This window comes from Salinimicrobium sp. WS361 (genome assembly GCF_050750585.1).
Classification (GTDB): Bacteria; Bacteroidota; Bacteroidia; order Flavobacteriales; family Flavobacteriaceae; genus Salinimicrobium.
In genome coordinates, this window is record NZ_JBOJLM010000020.1 from 20,298 (window position 1) to 44,942 (window position 24,645).

At 38.4% G+C, this 24,645-nt stretch carries 23 protein-coding genes; 8 read left to right on the forward strand and 15 right to left on the reverse strand.

Annotated features, from left to right (window positions below; genetic code table 11):
* Window positions 1-8: 8 nt before the first annotated feature.
* The 5 genes from ACQ93I_RS15335 to ACQ93I_RS15355 form a co-directional block, all read right to left on the reverse strand.
* Entirely contained in the window at window positions 9-866 is an 858-nt protein-coding gene (locus ACQ93I_RS15335; protein ID WP_431699283.1) for a relaxase/mobilization nuclease domain-containing protein, read from the reverse strand.
* Window positions 863-1,366, reverse strand: a complete 504-nt coding sequence (gene mbpA, locus ACQ93I_RS15340; protein ID WP_266069102.1) for a mobilization protein MbpA — start codon at window positions 1,364-1,366, stop codon at window positions 863-865. The genes ACQ93I_RS15335 and mbpA overlap by 4 nt, the downstream gene beginning before the upstream one ends.
* Window positions 1,347-2,207, reverse strand: a complete 861-nt coding sequence (locus ACQ93I_RS15345; RefSeq protein ID WP_266069101.1) for a toprim domain-containing protein — start codon at window positions 2,205-2,207, stop codon at window positions 1,347-1,349. Before ACQ93I_RS15345 ends, mbpA begins: the two co-directional genes overlap by 20 nt.
* 182 nt (window positions 2,208-2,389) lie before the next feature.
* On the reverse strand, window positions 2,390-3,574 hold the full coding sequence (locus ACQ93I_RS15350; protein ID WP_431699284.1) for a VapE domain-containing protein: 1,185 nt from the start codon (window positions 3,572-3,574) through the stop codon (window positions 2,390-2,392).
* 20 nt (window positions 3,575-3,594) lie between these two features.
* Entirely contained in the window at window positions 3,595-3,888 is a 294-nt protein-coding gene (locus ACQ93I_RS15355; protein WP_431699285.1) for a helix-turn-helix domain-containing protein, read from the reverse strand.
* A 306-nt stretch (window positions 3,889-4,194) separates the two neighbouring features.
* Here ACQ93I_RS15355 and ACQ93I_RS15360 point away from each other — a divergent pair, with 306 nt between their 5' ends.
* The 4 genes from ACQ93I_RS15360 (at window position 4,195) to ACQ93I_RS15375 (ending at window position 6,203) form a co-directional block, all read left to right on the forward strand.
* A complete protein-coding gene (locus ACQ93I_RS15360; RefSeq protein ID WP_431699286.1) occupies window positions 4,195-4,401 on the forward strand; it encodes a type II toxin-antitoxin system Y4mF family antitoxin in 207 nt (68 codons plus the stop codon).
* A gap of 3 nt (window positions 4,402-4,404) precedes the next feature.
* Window positions 4,405-4,740, forward strand: a complete 336-nt coding sequence (locus tag ACQ93I_RS15365; protein ID WP_431699287.1) for a HipA N-terminal domain-containing protein — start codon at window positions 4,405-4,407, stop codon at window positions 4,738-4,740.
* Complete coding sequence (locus tag ACQ93I_RS15370; RefSeq protein ID WP_431699288.1) at window positions 4,730-5,674, forward strand: HipA domain-containing protein; 945 nt, start codon at window positions 4,730-4,732, stop codon at window positions 5,672-5,674. Before ACQ93I_RS15365 ends, ACQ93I_RS15370 begins: the two co-directional genes overlap by 11 nt.
* A gap of 241 nt (window positions 5,675-5,915) precedes the next feature.
* Entirely contained in the window at window positions 5,916-6,203 is a 288-nt protein-coding gene (locus tag ACQ93I_RS15375) for a helix-turn-helix domain-containing protein (protein WP_266069095.1), read from the forward strand.
* A 333-nt stretch (window positions 6,204-6,536) separates the two neighbouring features.
* On the opposite strand, the gene ACQ93I_RS15380 is transcribed toward ACQ93I_RS15375, so the two are convergent.
* Both ACQ93I_RS15380 and ACQ93I_RS15385 read right to left on the reverse strand, forming a co-directional pair.
* A complete protein-coding gene (locus tag ACQ93I_RS15380; protein ID WP_431699289.1) occupies window positions 6,537-7,256 on the reverse strand; it encodes a hypothetical protein in 720 nt (239 codons plus the stop codon).
* Complete coding sequence (locus tag ACQ93I_RS15385; RefSeq protein ID WP_431699290.1) at window positions 7,246-8,388, reverse strand: site-specific integrase; 1,143 nt, start codon at window positions 8,386-8,388, stop codon at window positions 7,246-7,248. Before ACQ93I_RS15385 ends, ACQ93I_RS15380 begins: the two co-directional genes overlap by 11 nt.
* 338 nt (window positions 8,389-8,726) lie before the next feature.
* Between ACQ93I_RS15385 and ACQ93I_RS15390 the strand changes: the two genes are divergently transcribed.
* Window positions 8,727-13,304, forward strand: coding sequence for a hypothetical protein (locus ACQ93I_RS15390; protein WP_431699291.1), 4,578 nt, complete (start codon window positions 8,727-8,729; stop codon window positions 13,302-13,304).
* A gap of 189 nt (window positions 13,305-13,493) precedes the next feature.
* On the opposite strand, the gene ACQ93I_RS15395 is transcribed toward ACQ93I_RS15390, so the two are convergent.
* Entirely contained in the window at window positions 13,494-13,850 is a 357-nt protein-coding gene (locus ACQ93I_RS15395; protein WP_266069092.1) for a helix-turn-helix transcriptional regulator, read from the reverse strand.
* 460 nt (window positions 13,851-14,310) lie between these two features.
* Window positions 14,311-15,759 (reverse strand): tRNA uridine-5-carboxymethylaminomethyl(34) synthesis GTPase MnmE, encoded by a 1,449-nt coding sequence (gene mnmE / locus ACQ93I_RS15400; protein WP_431699292.1) that lies wholly within the window; start codon window positions 15,757-15,759, stop codon window positions 14,311-14,313.
* A 347-nt stretch (window positions 15,760-16,106) separates the two neighbouring features.
* Here mnmE and ACQ93I_RS15405 point away from each other — a divergent pair, with 347 nt between their 5' ends.
* Window positions 16,107-16,445, forward strand: coding sequence for a DUF4870 domain-containing protein (locus ACQ93I_RS15405; protein ID WP_266069090.1), 339 nt, complete (start codon window positions 16,107-16,109; stop codon window positions 16,443-16,445).
* 292 nt (window positions 16,446-16,737) lie between these two features.
* Here ACQ93I_RS15405 and dnaN read toward each other — a convergent pair whose 3' ends face one another.
* The 5 genes from dnaN to ACQ93I_RS15430 all read right to left on the reverse strand — a co-directional run bounded on the left by dnaN (window position 16,738) and on the right by ACQ93I_RS15430 (window position 21,874).
* Window positions 16,738-17,856 (reverse strand): DNA polymerase III subunit beta, encoded by a 1,119-nt coding sequence (gene dnaN / locus ACQ93I_RS15410; RefSeq protein ID WP_266069089.1) that lies wholly within the window; start codon window positions 17,854-17,856, stop codon window positions 16,738-16,740.
* 185 nt (window positions 17,857-18,041) lie between these two features.
* On the reverse strand, window positions 18,042-19,715 hold the full coding sequence (gldG, locus tag ACQ93I_RS15415) for a gliding motility-associated ABC transporter substrate-binding protein GldG (protein ID WP_431699293.1): 1,674 nt from the start codon (window positions 19,713-19,715) through the stop codon (window positions 18,042-18,044).
* Between the two features lie 2 nt (window positions 19,716-19,717).
* Window positions 19,718-20,452, reverse strand: coding sequence for a gliding motility-associated ABC transporter permease subunit GldF (gldF, locus tag ACQ93I_RS15420; RefSeq protein WP_431699294.1), 735 nt, complete (start codon window positions 20,450-20,452; stop codon window positions 19,718-19,720).
* A 123-nt stretch (window positions 20,453-20,575) separates the two neighbouring features.
* Window positions 20,576-20,893 (reverse strand): putative quinol monooxygenase, encoded by a 318-nt coding sequence (locus ACQ93I_RS15425; RefSeq protein WP_431699295.1) that lies wholly within the window; start codon window positions 20,891-20,893, stop codon window positions 20,576-20,578.
* A 153-nt stretch (window positions 20,894-21,046) separates the two neighbouring features.
* Entirely contained in the window at window positions 21,047-21,874 is an 828-nt protein-coding gene (locus ACQ93I_RS15430) for an SAM hydrolase/SAM-dependent halogenase family protein (RefSeq protein WP_431699296.1), read from the reverse strand.
* A gap of 107 nt (window positions 21,875-21,981) precedes the next feature.
* Between ACQ93I_RS15430 and ACQ93I_RS15435 the strand changes: the two genes are divergently transcribed.
* The gene (locus ACQ93I_RS15435; protein ID WP_431699297.1) at window positions 21,982-22,935 is read left to right on the forward strand and encodes a PhoH family protein; all 954 of its coding nucleotides are present in this window, start codon (window positions 21,982-21,984) and stop codon (window positions 22,933-22,935) included.
* Window positions 22,936-22,993: 58 nt separating this feature from the next.
* A complete protein-coding gene (locus tag ACQ93I_RS15440) occupies window positions 22,994-23,941 on the forward strand; it encodes a phosphoribosylaminoimidazolesuccinocarboxamide synthase (protein ID WP_431699298.1) in 948 nt (315 codons plus the stop codon).
* Window positions 23,942-24,308: 367 nt separating this feature from the next.
* Here the strand turns inward: ACQ93I_RS15440 and ACQ93I_RS15445 are convergent, their stop codons facing one another.
* Window positions 24,309-24,644, reverse strand: a complete 336-nt coding sequence (locus tag ACQ93I_RS15445) for a hypothetical protein (protein ID WP_431699299.1) — start codon at window positions 24,642-24,644, stop codon at window positions 24,309-24,311.
* Window position 24,645: the final 1 nt, after the last annotated feature.

A 24,645-nucleotide genomic window follows, 5' to 3' on the forward strand; every position in this document is an offset into this window, starting at 1 on the left:
CCCATGTTTTAGTATTCAATTCCCCGGCTAATAATTTGTTTTAGAACATGTTTTGTGATGCTCACGATCATTCGATTTGAGAGCTGTACTGCTTTTCCTGCCATCTTCAACTGTTCATTTTCTTTTAGAAATGGTTTTACACCGACCTGGCTGGCCATGGCTTTTCCGATATTTCCGCCACTCATTGACCTGTGGATTTCGCTTCCTTTGAGGTTGTAACCATCAAACTCAAACCGGAAACCCTGCAACTTGTTAGCTTTATTGATACAGGGAATTACTTTCACCTTATTGGCTTCCATGGCCTTGATGTACTGATCAAAGCTTTTTGGTTTGAAGTTTTTCATGGTGATGTCATGCCGTCGCTTAATTTCTGCCCGTATGTCTTTCAGGTTAAATTCCTTCTCAATTTGTAGGTGCTTTACTGTTGTTAACTGATATTGGTGTGCCACTTTTTCCGCAGCCTGTTGACAACGCTTTCCAATAAAGCTGTCGTTATATGCAGTTCCATTGAAGTCGATCCTGTTCACGTATAGATGTATATGCAGGTGTTGTTTGTCCCGGTGTACAAAAGCAATTGCCTGTCTTTCTCCCAGCTTCATTTTTTCCATAAAAGCTGCACATATTTTTTGAAACTCAGCCTTGTGAAGTTTCTTTCCATCTTCAATTGCAGGACTGAGTACAAAAGACAGCGTATTCTTTTTGCAATTGACATTCTGTTCCTGGATCAGCTGAAATTCCCGGCTGATCTCTTTTGGATTGTCTCCTACGAGATGTTGCCGGTATACCACTTCAGCATTCTTTTCCTGGTTCCATCCGTAAGCCATTGATGCGCGGGTATGGGAAATGGATTTTCCTTTGCCAATCATTTCTGAACCTTTTCAAATTGTTGTTTTATCTCATCTGCCAGGGCATAAACTGCCGCAGTAAGTCGTGGGTCCTTTTTCCGGAACATGTTTCCTATGGACTTAAAGTTGTTATGATATTTGCTAAGGGTCTTAAGGATCTCGATATGATCATCGGAAAGACGTTCTTTGATCTCCAGATTAAAAATGGACCTGCGACAAAACTCGCTAACGCTAAGCCTGCTTCTTTTGGCTTTGATGTACAGCAGCTTCTTTTCATAGACGGAACATCTAAATTTCACGAATTCCCTTTTCGCCTTAAACATCTCTTTTTTATTGCGACCACCGGGAGCAATTATTTTTGTGCCCACAGGCACACATCTTGAATTAGAATTCGGTTCAATAGTAGGATGCTCTTCCAGAGAAGCCTCTATTTCTTCTATAGATAATCCTTCAGAAGCAGGATCCAGTTTAGAAACATCTATTACTATAGGTTTCTTCCTTTCATTTTTCCATTCTTTCATGAGTCAGCATATTATTAAGGTCCTTGTAATCGAAGTAGAATTGACTTTCATCAATGGCATTAGAAAACTTCTTCAGAAGTTGTTGGGTAGCAGTTCTTCCTGCAGGATCATTATCCAGGAGAAGATATATTTCAGAATAGGAGTTCCATACTTCCGGAATAAGTCCAATGTTTCCAAGGGAATTTAGCACGACGATATCCGAGGAAGAAAAGATTTCATTTTTCAGCACTTTTAGGGAAAGGAAATCAAACATACCTTCAGTAATTACCAGTCTTTTAAAGCCTCTTATGAAAGAGGAAATAGTCTTAGGGGAGGTAGAGCATTTAAAGAATTTGTTCCTGAGTTCGTATCCTCCGGCATCATTTCGAAGTCCAATAGAAAAATAGATTTTCTTGTTAAGACTAAACCATACCTCCTGGCAAAAGCGTTGAGCTACCTCCAGTGGAATTTTTCTTGACTTGAGATATTCGACGAGGGCAATATGCTTTATCACCTTCACATTCCTAATTTGAACGGAATTTTTTTTCTGAATGATTTTTTCCGGGCAAAAAGAAAACTGAATCTTTTCCTGCAGGCGGCGTACTGCTTCATGAGCAGAGCAGTTGTTTATGGCCATGACCAGGTCTATGATGTTTCCACCTTTCCCTATTCCGTAGTCATACCACAGGTTCTTAATCAAAGAGACGCTGAAAGATGCTTGGGTTTCTGACCGCAGGGGACTCAGAAACCAAGCTTCTTTCTCCGATTTCCTGGTGGGGTAGTGGCCTGAATTTGCAAGAGTTTTTACGATGCAAATTTGACGGGCACTACTCCACGATAAGTTGATAGAATTTTTATTCATGTTTTTCTATTTTTAATTACCCATCTACCCAGCCCAGTAAATACAAGGGTTTATTTCTTTTTTTGCTGTAATTTCTATCTACCCAATTACCCATGGGTAGATTCTAAAAAATCTAATTACCACATTAGAAGCCCAATGGTTTCAGGGGCTTTAAGGAGTTGGGGTAATTGGGTAAATAGTTTTTATAAAAGTTCTATGGGTGAAGCTTTAAACTTCGGTTTGATTAGATAGCCGTAGCTTCTTGTACTGCCGGATTTCACCCTTTCATATTCCAAAGATTTTAAAGCCCTTCCCATATTATACATGTTGAGACGCGGGTTAATAGGCGACAGCTCAATCACAAGTTCTGATGCTGTTTTAAAATCTGCAGGATCTGAACTGTGAGTGTAAAATTTGGAGATCATTTCCTCTTCCATGTTAGATTCCCGGTATGTTCTATTCCTGATTTCATTTTTATGAATGTCATCCAGTGTAAGTTCAGAACAGAATTGTTCGTCTATATAAGCCAGGTAGTATGCCTGGGCCCAGACCTTGTCTATATCAACCTCCCGGGAATAAGAGAAATCAATTGTTCCTTTGAGTTCAAAGCAGAGCCATCTGACAGATCCCGTTTCATCATTAAGAAAGGTTGCCCGGTTTGTTGATCCAATAAAACTACAGGTTCGGGGGAGTGTAGAATTCTTCCGATCATAAGGCAACCTTTCATTTATCATTGTCTTGGAGAAATAGGCTTTTAGAGCATTTATTTCTTTTTTTGCCAGGATAGATAATTCATCAAGGTTGATGAGGAAATTTCTGGTCAGTTGGATCCTTGCATCCTTATCAGTGGTCATGTCTTCGGCAAAATACCTGGAGAGGGCAGGAGGGTTTAGGAACCTACACCAGGTGGATTTCCCGGAGTTCTGTTGAGAGTGGACCAGAACCAGGCACTGTTTGTTGAAGTACTCCTTTTCAATACCACACCTGACGGTCCGGACCAGCCACTTCCTAAAATGATAGAGAAATAGATCCGGTTCCTTAAGCGGAAGATATGATGCGATTTCTTTAATGGGATCTCCGTTGTATGACTTCGGCAGCAATCGGAAGTATTCTTCTATGGGATTAAACTTCGGGACGAATTTGGATCTGAGGAAAATTTCAAGTTTTGCAGGAGTAACTTCTATGTTAGATTGTGCAAGTTCAATCATGAAAGAGTTCACATCCAGAATTTCCCATTCATTCTGATCTTTTAAAGAGATTTGAAAGTCATGTCCCAGTTCATCATACCTGATATCATACTTTTCACTGGTGTATTCAAAGATGAAGTCATACACCGTTTTTTTCTTCTGTTCCTTTACCCCATAAAGCTTTTCAGGTTTGCCATCCATAGCACAAAACTTTAGAGGTTCTATAAAAAGCTTTTCTTATTCCTGAAGGCGTAGTCAATAGCTTCAGTCTTTACTTCTCTTCCTGATTTCCGAGAATTAGAAAGCAACCATTCATCCAGTTTCTCTTTGGAGAAGTAGATCATTTTTCCTCTTGGTTTGGAAAAGGGAATTTCACCCTTGGCTGTCAGCTTGTAGAGATAGCTTCGGGAGATACCTGAATATTCACTTGCTTCCTCTAAAGACATTACTGTCTTACCTGCTCTTAACAACTTTTCGATACGATCCAGTTGTTCCATAATTTTAAATTCGTTCATTTTTAAATGTTTTAAGGTTGATTAATGAACAAAAGCGCTTTTGTTGGTAGAATTCTGGAGCTAAGCTAAAAAGGGAAACAGTTGAAAATGGATACATTACATGCCTGGTATGGAAAATTGTCGATCATGTATGTGTTTTGGGAAAATAATCTTGAGTGTCAAGTACTAAGATTAATGGCATATACCGGAAAAATGTTCTGAAGCAAGTAAAGTATATGTTTTAGCATATAATACTTGTTCTTATTTTTTATATGTCATAACATATAATATCGTATATTTGGTTAAATTTATATCAGATCACATATAATGAAGAAACTTTCGCAGTTTTTAAAAGAAAAGAGAAAAGAGAATAATCTTACTCAGGAAGAGTTTGCGGAAAGAGCAGGAGTGGCTTTAACCGTTATACGGAAGATTGAGCAAGGGAAAGAAAATCTGAATTTGGAAAAAGTAAACCATGTTCTAAAAATGTTTGGTCATGTATTGGCACCGGTGGAGCAAAAAGAAATTTCTTAAGTTATGAGACAGGCAGAAATTTTCTATGGCAATACTTTAGCGGGGATCTTAACAGAAACCGACGAGGGAGAATACAAATTTGTATATAATAAAACTTATATGAAGGAAAATCCTGACAAGTTTCTAACATTCACAATGCCAGTAAGAGAAGAACCCTATGTAGAAAAATACCTTTTTCCTTTTTTCGAAGGTCTTATTCCTGAAGGCTGGTTACTTGATATTGCCTCCAGGAACTGGAAAATAAATAAAAGGGATCGTATGGGGCTGCTTTTAGCCTGTTGTCAAAACTGTATAGGTGCAGTTAGTGTTCATCCAATAGCTGAGGGAAATGAAGAATAGATGTCTTTACTGTTACCAGGAACTACAAAAAAATGATTTTGAGGATTTCCACAGGAGTTGTGTAAAAACCTTTTTTGGTACAGAAGAACCTCCAGAACTGGAATATTCGCTAAACCAAATGGTGGATCTGGCCAGAAATGTAGTTGAAAGACGTATTGCAGTTCCGGGAGTTCAGCCAAAATTATCCCTTTCTCTGGTGGAAGGTTCTTTAAATGAAGAAGGGCAGAGGCTGACAGTGGTTGGAGCTCTGGGAGGAAAATACATTTTAAAACCACCTTCCGAAGCCTTTCCTCAGATGCCGGAGAACGAACATGTGACCATGAGGATTGCCGAAGCATTTGGAATCAAAACTGTGCTCTCAAGTTTAATTCGGCTTCAGAGCGGCGAGTTGTCTTACATTACAAGAAGAGTAGATCGCACTGATGAAGATGAGAAAATTCATATGCTCGACATGTTCCAGATCCTGGAAGCTACAGACAAGTACAAAGGCTCAATGGAAAGAGTAGGAAAGGCAATTGGAAAATATTCCAGTAACACCTTGTTGGATAAGCTCTATTTTTTTGAGTTAGCTGTTTTCAGTTTCCTAACAGGAAATAATGATATGCATCTCAAAAATTTTTCCCTCATTAAAAGGGGAAGTTTATGGACACTTTCACCTGCCTATGATTTGTTGAACGTTTCTATTGTTAATCTGGATGACGATGAAGAACTTGCACTGACCCTGGAGGGTAAGAAGAGAAAGCTTAGCAGAGAGCACTTTGAAAGCTTAGGTCTGAATTTAAATTTGAACACTAAACAGATTAGTGGAGTTTTTAGAAGGTTTAACCGTAACAAGAAAGTTGCTTTAGACTGGATCCGGAAATCCTTTCTTTCTGAAGAATATCAAAAAAAATATTTACACCTTTTAGAGGAGCGTTACACCAAAATCAATTAAAATTAGAGGTTGGTAATACTAAATATACATGTCATTACGGGCTGCTCAATTTGAAATTTCGTGAGGCATAGTCAAGTAATTATGTCTGGATTTTTTTGATTTAGGAGAATTAGAAGGAGCCATTTTTCAAGTTTCTCTTAGTAGAAGTGGATCATATCCCATGGGCTTAGAGAAAGCACTTCTATAAAAGTGTCGTTTATTAATGTCAATAAGGGTATTTTTGATGTAAATAAGCGACATTGTGAAATCCAAAAAGGCGATAATCCTACCCAAGTACCAAAAAATATTTGATAAAATAGGAGAAAACATTAAGCTCGCCCGAAAGCGCAGGAAACTCACTGCCGCCCAGGTTGCAGAACGTGCCGGTATCCATCGCGCCACTTTGCACCGGGTCGAAAAGGGAGACGTTGCTGTTGCTATGGGAATTTATTTCAATGTACTTAAGGTTTTAAATTTGGAGAAGGACTTTTATCATATTGCTGAAGATGATCAACTGGGGCGCAAGCTTCAAGATCTAAATCTACTTTAGGAAATAGCAGAAGGAAAATTTTGTAAGCTTCCCCTAATTAGAACTCCTTGATGGTATAATAAAAGAAGTTTTGTCCGTTGTTGGGCAATGGAAAGCTGTTGCAAAACAAATTGCCTGAGCAATGGTCAACAACTCTTAATGGCACCAGCTTTTAAAACGGAATTTTAAATTTTTAGAACAGATTTTTTGGTGTACAAATTAACAAAACCAGCCTCAGGGAATAGAAAGGGCATAATTTAAATTTAAGCCAATTCTCAATTCTCAATTCGCGATTCGCGAATCGCGAATTGCAAGATGAAAACTCAATGGAATAAAAAAGATTTCTCATTGACCCTAATTGATTTTACTAAAAATTTGTCTCAATTCGAAATGTTTTTTGGATTGGCTACTTCTGGTAGGAGCATTTTTTATAGTGTTATATTTATATCTCTTGCCGTCTGGCCTTACAATTAATTTCGAGCGGTCAAAAAAGTCTATAAGAGAAAGAGAATTATTGGGGAAGGTCTGAGCCAGTTGTTCAAAAAATTCCCGGCCACTTGGTCCGTCCATTTTTAAGTGAAGTTTAGAATTGTGTTCCTTCCAATCCTTTAGCAAAACATTTCTGAAATCCTCTAAGGCAGTCAAATCCTGGTTTAATAGATCAAATCTTACCAGTTCATTGTAAAGTTGAATCAGCTGAAGATCAGATATAGAAATATTAAAATTTTGAGAAGATTCGGCAGTAGACCTCGTAACCTTTGGTACAAAAGTATTTTGAAATTTCTCAGTCCAGGTAAATTGACAAAAAAGGAATCCAAGAATAAATGTAAGCCATATTATTACCTGAATTAGAATTCCTTTATTTTCTAGTGATGAATTGGAGTAGACCATAAGATGCATAAAGCTAAGTCCCGTCAGGTGTAGAAATATTCTGGGTTTTTCTACCTGCTTTTGCCAGTCAAAGGGTTCAACTAGAAAATAGTGAAAGATTGGTATGGCTATGTGAATCACAAATCGCCCATATACATAAATAAGGGCTATACTAGCGAGGTATATAAAAAGGTCAAAACTCATGATTTATTCCAAGCTCCGGGATCAAATAGGCAGCTTCCTTCTTTTTCTTATCTACTATTTTTGCATAAACCTGCGTAGTTCTAATTTCTCTGTGTCCTAAAACTTTAGACACTGTATATATATCAGCACCATTTTCTAATAAGAGAACCGCGTGGGTATGTCTGGCACTGTGAAAAGTTATGTGCTTCGTGATACCCGCCCTCATACACCATCTTAGGATTTCGGCATTAAAGTGAGCTCCATATTTAAGTCCTTGAAATACACGGTCCTTTTCCTGCTTTCTTTTTCCCATTAAGTTCCGTGCCTGAGGAGAAATAAATTGGTACTCTTGTCCTGCAGTTTTCTTTTGCTTAAATACCAGTTGTGTCTCATCACCAGCTTCTCGAACTTCGGACCAGGTAAGTTTGTTGATGTCGCTCCATCTTAGTCCTGTAAGGCAACTAAATAAAAAAGCAGATTTGAGTATAGGATGTTTACATTCAGCTTTTGCCATTGCCTGGAGTTCCTCGTGGGTTAAGTATTCTCTTGAAGTCTCTCCCTGGGCAAAACCTTTAACCGTAGTTGCATAATTTTTACTCGTATATCCCTCTTCAAAGGCCTTTCTCAAGCATGCTTTAAATTTATTATAGTAGGTGAATCTGGTGTTTTGGGATAAGGGAGTGCTTGATTTGGTTCTGGCATTAATTGCAAGATACTTTTTAAACCCTTGCACAAATTCTTCATCTATATCTTCAAAAGTGATTATTCTTTTTTTGCAGTAATTTTCAATATGCTTCTGAGCGGCATCCCAGTTGTCATAGTTTCCTTTAGTCTCATATCGTTCTTCCTTCAATTTATCATAGTAGGTAAGAAATTGCAATTTATTTTTGGACCTGTCTTTAATACCATATTTACCTTGAGCATATTCAGCGCGACGGATGGCCAGTATTTGTTCTGCTTTAGTCTGTACTTCCTCATTAGCTTTTCTCTCCTGAGGTGTCTGAGGATCCATTATTAGGTATTCTTTCAGGTATTCAAATTGACGTGCATGTTCTGTTTTTCCCTGGTCGTTTTGACTTGAACCCTTGTAATATTCGATGTACAGACTGTACTTTCCGGTCGTAAGCTTCTTTTTTCTCAGTGTAATTTTCATGGCTTTATTATTTTTTACAGAAACAAGAAATTTATGGTATAAAAAGAGAAAGGAAAGATAAGTAAACTTGCTGAAAATCAGAATAGTTAAAAGAATATCATTTGGTTTTAAATGATATTATAATTTAAACATCTTGCGGATTCGCTTGTTGAAATATTCTTATGGGTAAAAAGTTATCAATTATTGTTTTATTTATGGATCCTTGCTCGGGTAGTCATAACAAGCGTGGAGATTTTTTGTTCGTAAGCAGGTGGATTAAATGTCATTTCTGCAAAACAGATTAAACAAATTTTTAAAACCAAATTCGTAAACCTATCTTTAGACCTAAAGTTTTGAATGTGTCTGAAATCCTGTTTAATAAACCTAAAATTACCGGAAAACATTCGGCTCCGGTAGCTCTTGAAAATAAAGGCTTTCCTTATAATGAACTAGCAGATCATAGAAGATATGAAGAGCTGGTTTATTCTATTTTTCAGGAAAAAATAAGAAGTAAAGATTTTCTAGCTTTTGATGAGATAAGTTTGATGAGCGGAGTTAGAGATAAGGGAAGAGACTGCACATTATACACGAGATCCAGTTTTACAGGGCTTATTCAGTGTAAAAAATATGCATCTCCTCTTGGTAAAAACCGATTTGGTGAAGAGCTGATAAAGTTCTTGCTATATACTTTGGTTTATGAGGAGGTGAAGTTTGATATAAATCGGTTTACGTACTACATAGCAGCTTCCAGTGGTTTCGCTGATTCCTGTAGTGACTTTATAGATAAGATTAAAGTTGAGATCAGGAATGACCAGGCTGTAATTCAATGGATTCAAAAGCATCTGAAAAATGAATTATTTTCAGAGATTAAAATTGATAATGCTCTTTCTTATGTCATTTTGGTACTTGAGAATATAAATGTTAAAAAGATTAACCCTCAGGACCTTGATCGCTATTTAAGTCAAAGAGAATGCAAAGAACTCATTCCGTTATTTTTTCAGGTAAGAAGTGTGGTTGATAACGAAGAAGTAAAAAATTTGGCTGTGCAATTAGAAGAAATGGTAGGGAGCCAGCTTAATGAGGAACAGATAAGGCACCAATTATCATTAGGATCTAATAGCTTAAAGCTGGAAAAGAACGAGTTTGATGAAATACCGAACTCACATATTCCCCGAGAAGAAACCCAAAGGCTTTTAAAATGGATTCATGAACCCTTAGAAGTCAATAGCGAAAATAAACCATTAAACATCTGTATTTTAGCTGGTGATGCTGGAATGGGTAAAACAGTGATATTAAAGGATCTTTATGAGGCTTTATCCCAAGATTCTATTCCGGTACTTGGTTTAAAGACAGATAAGATATATGTCTCCTCAATCAATGAATTCCAACATATGGTGGGGTTGAGTATTCCCATAATTGACTTCCTAAATAAATGTGAGGAGAAGTTTACGAAAACTGTTTTAATTCTGGATCAATTAGATGCTTTATCTCAATCTATGTCGAGTGAGCGAAATTACCTAATGGTATTTAAGTCACTTATCGATTACTTCACACATCGTCCTAAAATTCGTCTTGTTCTGTCCATTCGGTTAAAAGATCTATTTTATGATCCAACTCTAAAGTCTTATCGGGCTATCGAACATATTAAAGTCGGCCTTTTGAGCGAAGACCAGGTTCTCAGTCAACTAAAAAAACTGGATATAACCCATGAACGGCTTCCTGCCAAGCTAATTTATCTACTAAGGGTTCCTCATCACCTAAACATATTTTCTCGTATTGCTAAGGGTAAAAGCAACTTTACGGGCTTACTATCCATTCATGACCTTTATAGTGAATTATGGAAGCAACAAGTAATTTTGAAACCGGAAAATCTGGGGTTAAAATCAAAAAGAATCAGGAAATTGCTATATAAAATTGTCCAGTATTTTTTTGAGAATCAACGAACAGAGGTGCACTTAAACAGATTTGAAAAATTCTCAAGGGAGTTATCTTATCTGGAAAGTGAACATCTTATTAAGCGAGAAAAGGATCAACTTCAGCTTTTTCATCAGACATTTTATGATTTCATTTTTGCTAAGAAATTTGTCGAGGACCAGAAGGACCTTTTAAGTTACATACTTGAACAGGAGCAATCATTACTGATTCGTTCTGCCGTAAAAATGATTGTCAGTTATTTAAGAGAGTTTGATCCCCATAAGTATTACGCAACTAACAAAATTTTATTAAAGGATAGCAGAGTTTTATTTCATATCAAGCATATGTTGATATCCCTTTTGGCTTTCCAGGAAGAACCGACAAAAGAAGAATCAGCTTTACTTCTAGATTGCTTAAAGCACTCAATAGCTTTAAAAATTTTGTTTTTCGAATTAGCTCGGTCAGATAGCTGGTTCAAGGTAATAGTAGAGGAAGATAAATTTAAATTTTTAAATGATCCGCCTCAAGATTCCGTACCTGAGAATGAAGGAAAGGAAGAACGTAATACCAGATACCTGTGGAATACTGGGATTAATTTTCTGAGTTATTATGTGAATAAAAATAATATTGATGCTTGGAGTTTTGTAGAAAATGAAACTGTGCCGGAAGTCAAGAAGGAAATATTGTTAAGGAGGGAAGATTGGTCGCACCCAAAGACCTATGCGCTTTATAAGGACTGTCCTCCTTTGGAATTTACCTCTTTCCATTATCAAACTATAATGGCGAATCTGGTGAAGTTTAAACCAGCTTTTGTATGGGAAGAGCTGAAAGACTACTTTCTTTCTAATTCTTACCTTCAGAAGGCTTATCCACATGATTACACTTTAATCAACACTTTACAGGTCTTAGTTAAGAAAATTCCGGAAGTTCTTATTCCTGATTTAATGGAAAAGGTTATTTATGATCTTGATAATCCTGAGAAGGAAAGCGAGCAAATGGATTTTTCTTCTTCTAACCCATATGAGGGAGTGGACTTGGAAACTGAGGAAGATCCAGGAGGAAAGGATGTTGTTTATCAAATACTGGCTAAAGGACTTAGGTCGGCAGCAGAGGCTGGTTCACCAGTGTATTTAAAGTTTTTAAAGCAATATAATTGTTCAGAGTACTTTCCAGTATTAAGGCTCATCGTCTTTAGTCTGCAAGGGAATGAAAGGCAGTATTTCGATTCGGTATTTCATTTATTACAATTATTTAACAAACTAGGTCTTTTGGGGTTTTATGATAAACCTGGCCGAGAGTTCCGGAATCTGTTAGGTGAGGCTTTTCATTATTTTACTGATTTTCAAAAGGAAGAGAGTTTAAATATTATAAGGGAACTTAGAGTTCCTAGTGAAGCGTTTGTTATTAAACGGCGAAATAAATCTTATTATATAAAATCTTGGGGGTTGAGTAAACTGGGATTATTACGCTGTATCCCAATGGCCATTATTTGCGGAAATGCAGATTTACTAAAGCAATATCTTGAGCTTCAACGTAAATTTCCGGATTTTGATGACATTTCTTCTAATCGCGCTATGGCGGGAATAGTTCAGCGCCCTTTGCAAGATACGGCTTATGAACTAATGTCAAAACGACAATGGTTGCGTTCATTCATAAAATATAACAAAGACCGGACACAGTTTCAGAAGGAATTTTTGAAAGGCGGTTTACATGAGCACTCTTGGGCGTTTCAAGAGGCAGTAAAGAAGGATCCAAGTCCTGAAAAAATAAGTATTATAAAAGAGAGTATTGGGCATCACCAAATCGATAGTTCTTACCCTATTCTTGGACTTAGTGGCTTATGTGAAGCAAAAGGAGATCCTAAAAAAGTGGAAGCCTTATTCAAAAAGATTCTGGCGGATGTTAATTTTGAGAGTCAGCTTATGGCTTGCATTAGGATAGCAGAATTTCTTATTAAAAACGAACAAGCAGATCGAACAATTTTTAATTTTTTGTTAGATACGAGTAAAAAGACTCCTATAAATAAACACCAACAGTTAAGGGATCCTTCAGCAAAAACCTCTATTAATGGTTTGGTTACTCAAGGTATTAATTCTGTTCATGGTTCCATTGCACAAGCTCTCGCTTTTTGTTCCAGTACAGAGATGGAGGTGGAGGTTTTTGATTTTATTGGCCACTTATTTACTTCTCATAGTGCGTCCACAAAGGCGGTATTGTTGTTCAGATATGCCTATTTGATGAGTCTCAATAAAGAGAAGGCATTCAGGCTGTTTATAGAATATATGACAATGGAGGAAGATGTTTTCGTGTTGGCATCTTCTTTAGAAGCCTTGAATTATTTAACAAACCATAATTTTGAGGCTACTATACCCATCCTATCCAAAATGGTTCGTTCTGACAGATTGGGAAGTGAGGATACACGACTGTTGTTTAGTATTTTATATAGGGGAACTATACATGAGAAAAGTGGGGCGGAAGACTTGCTCTATAAACTTCTAAAACATAGCCCGGATGCAAGAAACACGTCTTTTAATCAAATAATAAAACATTATCAAGAACCTTTTATACCTAGCGAACTATCGAACAAGGTGTTGTTGTACGCTTTAAAAAATATTCAGCCAAATGAGTTTTCCCAGAGGCGCAGATTTTTCTTTAATAAAATGGAGGGTATTCCTTTAGAAAATATTTACCCTTTTTTAAAGGAGTATGTGGAGTCTCCTGAATTTAGTCCTTCGGATAACTTTGTTTCTTACTTATTGCATCAGTGTCATCACTCCCCTGAAAAGGCAATTTCTCTCTTTGAATCTTTGTTAAAGCAGACTCAAAAAATCAACACTAACAATATAATGTACGGGAACCATGCCTTGGTAACTCGTTTTATTGTTGGTGCTTTTCATGCGTTGAACACCTCGAGTCCGGCGGTAAAAGATCTACGTAAAACTCTTCTAGTAATGTTGGATATGGTTTTGCAGGATGTAAGATTCTGGCATAAAAATCTGAAGTTATTGGAGGAGTTGACCTAATATCCAATAGTATTACCACCAGTGCACCTATAACCGACCGGATAAATCGCATAGTGGATAGTTCCTCACTTTCCACCTCGGCAAATAGCTATTTTTAAGAGTTCAGTAGATCCGGCTTGATTAAAAAGTTTAGGGTTGTAATCTGAAGTACAATTTTTTGCGGTTTAACAAACCAATACATGGCCTATGTTAGGAGATAATTTTGTCCAAAGATTTTTTATTAATTCTAGTTAACCGCTTTGAAAGATTCACACCTTTTATCGTTCCATCATTCAATAGTCTATATATAGTTTTTGTAGAGCAGCCTACTATGATTGCTGCATCCTGGGCCGACAAATACTCCTTGTGTTTTAGTGCTTCCAGGTCCTTACTGATCTTGTTGTCTTTCCGACTTTTTACTTCTCCTCTTAGCTTCTTATTCTTCAATTTCATTTTATAGTCTCTGCTATTACATGTGTGTGAACAATATCTTGTTTTTAATGTCTTAGCTATAAAATTTTTACCACAGAAATCACAGGTTGATTCTACCCTAATATTAGTGCTCATGATCTGGATTTTTAACTTACATAAACAAAGATAAGGAGATTTAAGGGTATATAAGGGTAAATAAGAAGAAATAAGGATAAATAAGGGTAATTAAGGGGAAATAAGGGACATAATCTCGCCGAATAATTTTCCAAATCTTGTGTTGTTAAATAGGAGTTTATTTACAATAACCTATTTAATAACAGGGGTTTATGTATATATTAGTCTCTGAGTAAAATTCTTTACTCAGAGATGAAAAGTATGGATTAATTGGCGAAATTATTACAATGGATGCCATGAGGTGTAAATTTTTACACCTCGTTTATCACAATTATGGACGAGGTGTAAACTAGGTGTAAATATATTCTAAACATGGGTGAAAATGGGAAAAGATAGAAGTGACGAAAATGTCCAGTATTACCGGGTTTTATTAGGTTTTATTGGGATTTATGATCAAATAATACCAAATTAAATTTCCTGTTTATTTGCCAATACAAAAATTAGCAAAAATATTCCCTAGCAGGTCGTCATTGGTGATCTCGCCGGTGATCTCGCCGAAATTGTGCAAGGCTTCCCTGATGTCGATTGCCAGCAGGTCTCCTGAAAGGTTGTGGTTGAGTCCATCCTGAACCTTGTTAATTTCTTCCAGGGCTGAAAGCAGGGCATTATAATGTCGACTGTTGGTTACTATGGTATTATTGTTACGCAGCTCGCCGGTGTTCACAAATTGCAGAAGTTTTTGTTGGAGTTCTTCCACGCCTGTTCCACTTTTAGCGGAAATTGGCAAATAGTGAGAGCCTTCTACTGAGCTCAGGGTGACATTTAGTTCTGCGATTTCGGACTCAGATGATTGATCTATTTTATTGGCAACAATGATTAAAGGCTTCTGCGGAAACCTATTTTTGATCTTTTCGATCTCCCTTAGGAGTTCCGAAAATTCTCCCCCTTGGGGGGAGATACCGCAGGCAGAGGGGGATGAACCTTGGACCTTGAACTTTTCGGCGTCTAGCAGAAAAATTACTACCTGCGCCTGACTTATTTTTTCAAAGGTTCTTTTGATCCCAATGCTTTCTACTACATCTTCGGTTTCACGAATTCCGGCAGTGTCAATAAATCTGAAGCCAATTCCTCCAATGGAGATCTCATCTTCAATGGTATCACGCGTGGTACCGGCAATTTCAGAAACTATCGCTCTTTCCTCGTTTAAAAGGGCATTTAGAAGTGTCGATTTTCCTACGTTAGGTTCACCCACGATAGCTACGGGTATTCCATTTTTTAACACGTTTCCTACAGCAAAGGAATCGATAAGCTTTTTAAGTACATTTTGGATGCGGCTTACCAGTTGTTTGAATTCATCGCGATTGGCAAATTCCACATCCTCTTCAGCGAAATCAAGCTCTAATTCTATTAGGGAAGCAAAATCAAGAAGTTCCTGTCGTAGTTTCTGAATTTCGTTTGAAAATCCTCCGCGCATTTGCTGCATCGCCATTTGATGGCTGGCAGCATTTTCCGAAGAAATAAGATCGGCCACAGCTTCTGCCTGGCTTAGGTCCATTTTTCCGTTAAGGAAGGCACGTAAGGTAAATTCGCCGGCTTCGGCAGAACGACAACCCCTGCGGATCAACAACTGAATGATCTCCTGCTGTATATACGGGCTGCCATGGCAGGAAATCTCGATAGTATTCTCTCCGGTATAAGATTTAGGACCATGAAAAACTGAAACCAGTACCTCGTCTATAATCCTTTCTCCTTCAATAATATTTCCGAGGTGCAGCGTATGAGAAGGCTGCTCTAAAAGTTCTTTATTGCTCTTTGCTTTAAAAGCCGGAGCTACCAGCTTCACTGCATCGGGTCCTGAAACTCTTATCACTGCTATAGCTCCGGCTCCCGAAGGAGTGGCAAGCGCTACGATGTTGTCGTTCAATTTCATGATGCAAAAGTAGCGAAATGAAGTTAAAAGTTAGAAGTACTTAAATGTTGTAAAACTGAGATCTATTCATGGATTTTAAATAGGAATGTTTCTGGTCGTTTTACAAGCCAATTCTGATTTTGACATTTATGAAGAGAAAAGGGGAACGGGAAAAACCCCTGGAATAAGAGAACTTACTTCCAAACCTATTTTTCCTATTCCTTTAAATTTTGGGAATAGCAAAAGAATGGAGGCTGTAAGTTAAAATAAAAAAACACTATCTTTTATAACATAGTACTATATTAAATCGTATATTTGAAGTATAATCATCAATCAAATCAAAAATGGAATATTCAAACGCAACAATCATGAGAGAAGACAGACAGTTATTAATGCTTACGCACTTGAGTCAATTACTGGACCTGGTAACGGGGATTGGCGGATTTCTAGTTCCGCTGGTCATTTGGCTTACGCAAAAAGAAAAGGTTCTGGGGATGGATGCCCATGGGAAAATGATCCTGAATTTCCAGATCTCCCTTTTTATCTATTCTATTATTGCTATACCACTCATCTTTTTGTTCGGACTTGGAATTCTCATCCTCATTGGTATCGGCATTATTGCAATAGTTTTTCCGATACTTAATGCAATAAAAGTCAACAATGGAGAAATCCCGTCTTATCCAATGAGCATAAATATCTTAAAATAATATGCACTGGGCGTTTAAAGAGATAGTTTCTGCTTGAGGTAACACTAATAAAATTAGAAGCACAATTAAATAAAACGAACCTGCAAGTTGATTTTTCACTCTGTAGGTTTTTTTCTGAAGTATTGTCAAGCGTAGTGTATTCCCCACTCCGGCCAAAATAAATATACTTTCAAAAAAAAGAATGATATAAAGTAAAATACCCTCTGAAAAATGTCATTTTCAGAGGGTATTTTTTTATCTAACAGCCTCCGCAGGAGGCGATCTAAAATCTAAAATCTAACAGCGCAGCGGTCTAATTGTTCAACATTACCGGCATCACAAGCATTGTTACCTGCTCTCCATCATCCAACCCGTCTACAGGAGTAAGTATTCCGGCGCGGTTTGGAAGGCTCATTTCAAGCTGCACTTCATTAGCGTTCAGGTTAGAAAGCATTTCGGTAAGAAAACGGGAATTAAATCCAATTTGCATATCGTCTCCCTGGTAAGAACATGTAAGACGCTCCTCGGCCTTGTTGCTGTAATCTACATCTTCCGCAGAAATATTTAGTTCAGCCCCTGCAATCTTCAGGCGAACCTGGTGTGTTGTTTTATTAGAGAAAATAGAGACCCTTTTTACTGAGCTAAGGAATTGCCCGCGGTCAATGACCAGTTTATTCGGGTTTTCCTTAGGGATTACCGCTTCATAATTCGGATATTTCCCGTCAATAAGTCGGCAAACCAAAGTGGTGTCTTCAAAAGTAAAACGTGCGTTTGACTCGTTGTATTCAATAATAACTTCAGAATCTGAACCCGAAAGAATTCCTTTCAACAGGTTCAGGGGTTTTTTCGGCATAATAAATTCTGCCGTTTGAGAAGCCGCAATATCGTTTCGTGAATATTTTACCAGTTTATGAGCATCTGTAGCTACAAAAGTAAGGCTGTCCTGGGTGAACTGGAAAAATACCCCACTCATTACAGGTCTCAGGTCATCATTTCCCGAAGCAAAAATGGTTTTGCTAATGGCCGTTGCCAAAATATCTCCTACAATAGCAGTACTGCTTGGCTCTTCAAGGCTCACAGCCTTTGGGAATTCTTCCCCGCCGGCATAAGCCAGGGCATACTTCCCGTGGTTAGAACTTAGCTCAATGGTATTGTTATCTTCCACTACAAAAGTCAGCGGCTGTTCTGGAAAGGTCTTTAAAGTTTCCAGTAACAGGCGGGCAGGCACTGCAATTTTTCCTTCAGAATCAGATTCTACAGAAAGTTTCGCAGACATTGTAGTCTCCAAATCTGATGCAGAAACGGTAAGTTCATCTTGATTTAATTCGAAAAGGAAGTTATCCAGAATAGGCAGAGTGTTGTTATTGTTAATCACACCCCCCAGTATTTGTAGCTGTTTTAGCAAATATGTGCTCGATACAATAAATTTCATTGGCTTCGTAATAAGTTAATCTTGATACAAATATATCCTAATCCTTCAAAAGGCATGAAAGCAGGAGTCATTTTTTATTAACAGTAAATCCTCTAAAATACCTCTCAAAAATTTCATTTTCAGCACCTTATATTTTTTATATTCTAAAATTGTTAATAAACAAAGGCTTTCCTGAAGGTGTGCTGCTATTTTACGTATTTATTTCTCCTTATTGCCCTAAACAATCCTGCAAACAGTGCCAGCAGGCCAATTGGGAGTGCAATATTCATCATTTGCCAGAAGGTTCTTTCCTCTTCAACTTTTTCGGGGTCAAGAAATGCTATTTTCACCTCTTTACTCCGAATGTTGATGAGTCCGCGGTCATCCAGGAGATAATTGACTGCATTGAGTAAAAATTCCCTGTTGCCGTATGTTGTGCCCGTATAACGATCATAGCCCAACTCAAGCGGCTCCCCTCGCTGTAACTGATTTTTAATGACATCACCATCACTTATCACCAGCATTTTTGTCTCTTCACTTTTACTTCGGAAGTTATTAAGCTCAAATGGCAAAATTCGGTTGTCATAAACTGAACTGAAATTTCCTTCAAAAAGAACGGCTAAAGGCAGTTCACCTGAAGTAAATTCTGATGGGTCAGGTTTTGCCGTGATCTCTTCCAAACTTATTTCCCTTGGGAGTCCCACAACTGCAGATCGGGGAGAAGTAGCTAAGAGTACCGTTTTATCAATGTTATTTTTGAGGATGTCAATGGGGCTGGCGTATTCAAATTTTACTGCCTCCAGGTTGTTAACCACAGGATGAGTGGAAGGGGAGGAAGAAAGCGGAAAATAAAACCAGGGATAAGGATTGAACTGGGCGTTGCTGCCCGAGCCAGTAGCCAAAACTATAGGAGCCGAGTAAAGATCTTTGACCAGTGCCGGATTAATTCTTAAGCCGTACTTAAAGAAATAATCTCCTAAGTTCAGGTCGCGGGGTAGGGCAAAGGCAGTTGCTGCAGGCGTGAAAAGGCTGTCGGTTTCCATCGCAGCATGTTCTATCAGCCATAATTGTTTTCCGCCGTTCATGAGGTATTGATCTAACACCAATTTTTCGGCTTCTGTGTAAGGTTCAGTGGGTTTAGCTTCTATCACCAAATCATACTCCTTAAGCTGCGCCAGGGTTCCCTGAGGATCTACAGTAACAGAATCTAAAGTAAAGGGAGCTATGTAATAATACTCCTGAATTTTTCTTATAAAGTCGGCTATATACCTGTCTTCAAGCTCGCCGTTACCTCGCATTACCGCCACTTTTTTACGCTTTGGCTCCAGTAATTTTGAGAAAGCATCGGCAAAGGCATATTCCAGTTGTTGTACCGATGCTGCCACACGATCTTCGGTGGTTGCTCCCAACTGGTTTTTCAGTAAAGGAATGGCAACCGATTTATTTCCGAAGTTGGCCATGGCCCAGGGAAATACTATGGCTTCACTAGTCCGGCCGTTTTCCACTACATTGATACGTGCCGGGGTCATCCCCATCTCATAGAACTGTGTAGCGATATCATTGGCATTTCCGCCTTCCTCAAGGGGATTGGTAAACCGGTATTTGATTTGAGGGTTTACAGCTGCAAATTCTTCCAGTAGTTGCCTGGTCTCTACCTGTAACCTCCTGAATTCGGGTGGAAATTCTCCTTCCAAGAACACGTCTATAACTACAGGCGCTTCGGCTTTGGAAATGATTTCTTCTGAAGCTTCAGATAATGTATAACGTTTATCGGCAGTGAGATCAATTCTTCCGAAGAAATTATAGGAAAGCACGTTAATCCCGATGATTGCGAGCAGCAACAAAAATACCTTCCAAAAATGCGATTTTTGAGAGTTCATTTTCAGGATTGTTTTTTCTTGTTAAGAATAAAACTGGTGAGTGCGAGGAAAAGAAATATGAAACTTAAAAAATAGATGACATCCCGGGTGTCAATAATCCCCCGACTAATACTCTCGTAATGTGCGTTGAGACCCAGATCTTCTACACCAAATGTTCCGCTGCCAAATATATTCAGGGTTGCCAGGGCTTCAAAAGCAAAGTAAGCGATGAAGCAAAGAAAAATGGCGAGTATAAAGGATACTATTTGGTTTGGGGAAAGTATTGAAGCAAAAATCCCCACGGCGGCATAGGAGGCGCCAAGAAAGATGAGCCCTAAATAGGAACCAAGTATGACGCCGCTGTCCAGGTTTCCGCCCGGACTCATTAAATACCAGATAGCCACAATGTACAGCAGCGTTGGTAAAATGGCAAGAAGTATTAAAACAAGTGCACTCAGGTATTTCCCAAGCACCAGCTCTATTGTGGTTAAAGGTTTGGTAAGTAGCAATTCTAATGTGCCTTGCTTTATTTCTTCGGAAAAGCTCTTCATGGTAATAGCCGGAATAAGAAATAAAAAGACCCATGGTGCAAGTGTAAAAAAAGGCTCTAAATTGGCAAAGCCGCTGTCCATGATATTATACTCGCTTTTAAAAACCCAAAGAAAAAGCCCGTTCACCACCAGAAATAGCCCAATGACCAGGTATCCGGTGGGAGAGGCGAAAAATGCGTTAATTTCTTTCTTTAAAACTGCTAACACTTTTTAATTTATAATGTATATTGAATATTGTTTAATGTAAAAAAATTCCAAATTCCAATCCATTTTAAACCTTAAACCTTAAACCTTAAACCTTGAACCTTGAACCCGAAACCCACTGCCTACTTAAAACTGCACACTGCCTACTGAACCTGAGGTCCACATTTTATCCACGCTCCATGCTTCAGGTTTATCAGCAAACATCTTTTTGGTCTGGCTCCATACTCCTTTAAAAAGGGAAGAGACACGATAATTTTCCAATGCCTCTTCACTTTTCCAGTAACTGTACGTAAAAAATATATTTTTATTGTGCTTATCACGATAAAGCTCCAGGAACTCACATCCTTCAAAGCCTCTTATTTTCTCTTTATGCTGCTGAAATAACTTCTGAAAATCTTCAGTTTCTGAAGCTTCAAAAGTCATTTTTACGATTCGAATTAACATATTATTTTCAACTTATATTTTAAAATTTTCATTAAAGAAAAAGATGACCGTGGAAAGAGAGTAGATAAATTCTAATCAACTATTCACTGTAACTAATTAACCAATAACAAAAACGGACAACTGAGAACAGAAAACTGAAAACCGCCTTTGGCGCTACTCAAAATTCACGGTCACCGTATCCCGATATTCAAGTCCGAAGAGGGTAGAGGCACTGCCCACCGTACTCGGATTACTCTTGTAGATCGCCAGTTCAATATAACCTCCCGAATTAAATATGGCCAGTTTCTTGCCATCTTCGCGGTTGATCATATCGGTGTCAAAATTGATGGCTTCGCTATAGGTGTTATAGATATCGGTAAAAGTAGCGGTCCTGGCACGCATACTAAACTTTCGGCCTTTTCCAATTTTCTCAAACAGCTTCTTCGGAATATTTGTCACCACATTGCCGTAATTGTCAATGTAGATCACATTTCCTTTGATCTGGTCCATTTCAGGATTGATAAGGGGTTCCATTTCCCGAAGCTGTTTTATTCCAGGGATGGTCTTTCCTATAACTTCCAGGGTACCACCTCTTGAAAGGTGTCCGGCTACTTTTACAAATACATCCAGCACCGGAAAATTGCTTTGTACTTTATCGTGAATATTGATCTCTACAATTTTTTCGGGAACATATTCCGAAGCTATCAAAGAGAGTATCCCGTTATTGGCGCAAATAAAATAATGCCCGTCAAGTTTTAGTGCAATATGTTTATTTTCGGGGGTTAGTTCAGAGTCAACTCCTATGATGTGAATGCTTCCTTCAGGAAAACTTCTGTAGGCATTTTTGATGATGTAAGAGGCTTCAGTAATATGAAACGGGGCTATGGAGTGGGAGATATCTACAATCTTAGCCGATGGTACCTCGGTGTAGATTGCTCCTTTAACTGCCCCTGCAAAATGATCTTTTTCCCCAAAATCTGTCGTTAAGGTAATTATGGCCATGGGCAATTTCTAATAATATTTTTCCTAACTTAAACCTTTATTTAGCTAAGTTTGTAATGCAAATCTAAAGATAATTAAGTCATTTTTTAAATTTAATCCGGTCGCTTTTGAACGAACTTATCATTGAACTTTCTGAAATAAGTCCCAGGGATTTTTTTGGGGAACAAAATTCACATATCGAGCTTTTAAAAAGGTATTTTCCAAAGCTGAAAATTGTAGCAAGAGGCAATAAACTTCGCATCTATGGTGATGAAGAGATGCTTGAAGAATTTGACAGGAGGTTCAATATGTTGATTGATCACTACGGAAAATTTAATCGTTTAGACGAAAACGCTATTGAACGGGTACTTACCAGTGAAAGTAAAGAAGATTATGAATCTTCAAACGAAAGCGGGGAAGTGCTGGTACATGGGGTGAGTGGTAGGATGATCAAGCCTCAAACGGCAAATCAACGCCGACTTGTAGAGCTGATGCGTAAAAATGATATGGTTTTTGCCATTGGGCCTGCCGGAACCGGGAAAACTTATACGGGAGTGGCTTTGGCTGTCAAAGCTTTAAAGGAAAAACAGGTAAAGAGGATCATTCTTACCAGACCTGCTGTAGAGGCAGGTGAGAACCTCGGATTTTTACCAGGAGACCTTAAAGAAAAACTTGATCCTTACATGCAGCCACTCTATGATGCACTACGTGATATGATTCCTCATGAAAAACTGGAAAGCTATATAGAGAAAGGGGTTATTCAAATTGCTCCTCTGGCATTTATGCGTGGACGGACGCTAGACCATGCATTTGTAATTCTTGATGAAGCACAAAACACGACCCATGCTCAAATGAAAATGTTCTTAACCCGAATGGGGAAGAGTGCGAAATTCATGGTTACAGGAGATCCCGGGCAAATTGACCTTCCAAAAAGGGTGACTTCAGGACTCAAAGAAGCTATCCTCGTATTGCAGGATGTAGACGGGGTGGGAATTATCCACCTTGATGATAAGGATGTTATTCGCCATAAACTCGTGAAGAAGATCATCGCTGCTTATAAAAGAATAGAAAACGCCGAATAAAAATGTCATTTTTGAGATCCTGCGCCAGCGGGATCTTTTCATATAACCTCATATTTTAATGAACACTATTACCTCTACCAATTTCAATTTTCCCGGTCAAAAAGCTGTTTACAAAGGGAAAGTACGGGATGTCTATACTCTTGAATATAACCGGCTGGTCATGATCGTGACCGACAGGCTTTCGGCTTTTGATGTTGTGATGCCTAAAGGAATTCCGTATAAAGGACAAATCCTCAACCAGCTCGCTACCAAAATGATGAAAGCTACAGAAGATATTGTGCCCAACTGGCTGCAGGCCACGCCCGATCCAAATGTGGCAGTAGGGGAGAGCTGCGAGCCCTTTAAGGTTGAGATGGTAATTAGAGGCTACCTTACCGGACACGCCGCAAGGGAATATGCCAGCGGGAAGCGAAGTCTTTGCGGAGTACATTTACCCGAAGATATGAAGGAAAATGAAGCTTTTGCCGCACCTATTATTACCCCAACAACCAAAGCCGACTCCGGTGAACATGACATGGACATTTCCAGAGATGAGATTCTAAAAAGAGGAATTGTTTCTGAAGCCGACTATCACAAGCTGGAAATATATACACAACAGCTCTTTCTACGCGGAACGGAACTTGCAAAAAAGAACGGCCTCATTTTGGTCGATACCAAGTATGAGTTTGGTAAAACTAAAGATGGCGAAATAGTACTTATTGATGAGATCCACACGCCCGATTCTTCCCGCTATTTTTATGCTGAAGGTTATCTGGAAAGACTGGAATCTGGAGAACCACAAAAGCAGCTGTCTAAAGAATTTGTAAGACAGTGGCTTATTCAGAATGACTTTCAGGGAAAAGAAGGACAGCAAATTCCGGAGATGAGCGAGGAGTACATCAATTCAGTTTCCGAACGTTATATTGAACTCTACGAACAAATTACCGGCGAACAATTCATAAAAGCCGACATCTCAAGGATCGAAGAGCGGATTGAGAAAAATGTGCTGGAGTTTCTTAGGAGTTAGGATTGAAGAAGTTAGATTTTAGAAATACGAAGTTAGAAGTCTGTTTAACAGATTGCCAGGTTGAGCTTTTTTCATTATTGGTAGGGCGTGAAAAAATGGTCGAACCCGCTATTTGAACAATGTCTCCCAGAAGATAAATTGCCCCGACTTTTAAGTCGGGGACTAATGAAATTCAGTTAAACAGGGCTCTAGCCCAACCTGTGTTCCAGATAAGCGCCTATTATGTCACCTGAGATATTTTTAAATCGATAGGGCCACACCCAGCAACTATCTAAAAAAAAATATAGTCTTACTTTTCTTACCACTGCCTGCTAAACCTTGCGCACTGCCAACTGAAATTCGTATTTCTACCTTCGTAAATTTACCTTCACTTAACCTCTAACACCAAAAGATATTCGGGGCCTCCTGAAAGAGGGTAGCCTTCAATTTTTTCAGCAACCAAAGTGACCTTTTCCTCTACATAATCATCCAGGTCTACTGCATCACTTTTGAGAGCATAGAACTTGTCGTCTGAAGTGGTAATGGTATGGGTGCCGTATTGGTAAGAGGTTATTCCCTGTTCCCGAATGGTGCCGGTCAATTCCATGGTTTTTTCGTTTACTTCAGCCGCAGGAGTGGTATCTTCCTGGATTTGGCTGTTGTTGCAGGTTTGTGCAGATAATAATAAAGTAATTACTGTAAAAAGGGTCAGTGCTGATTTCATA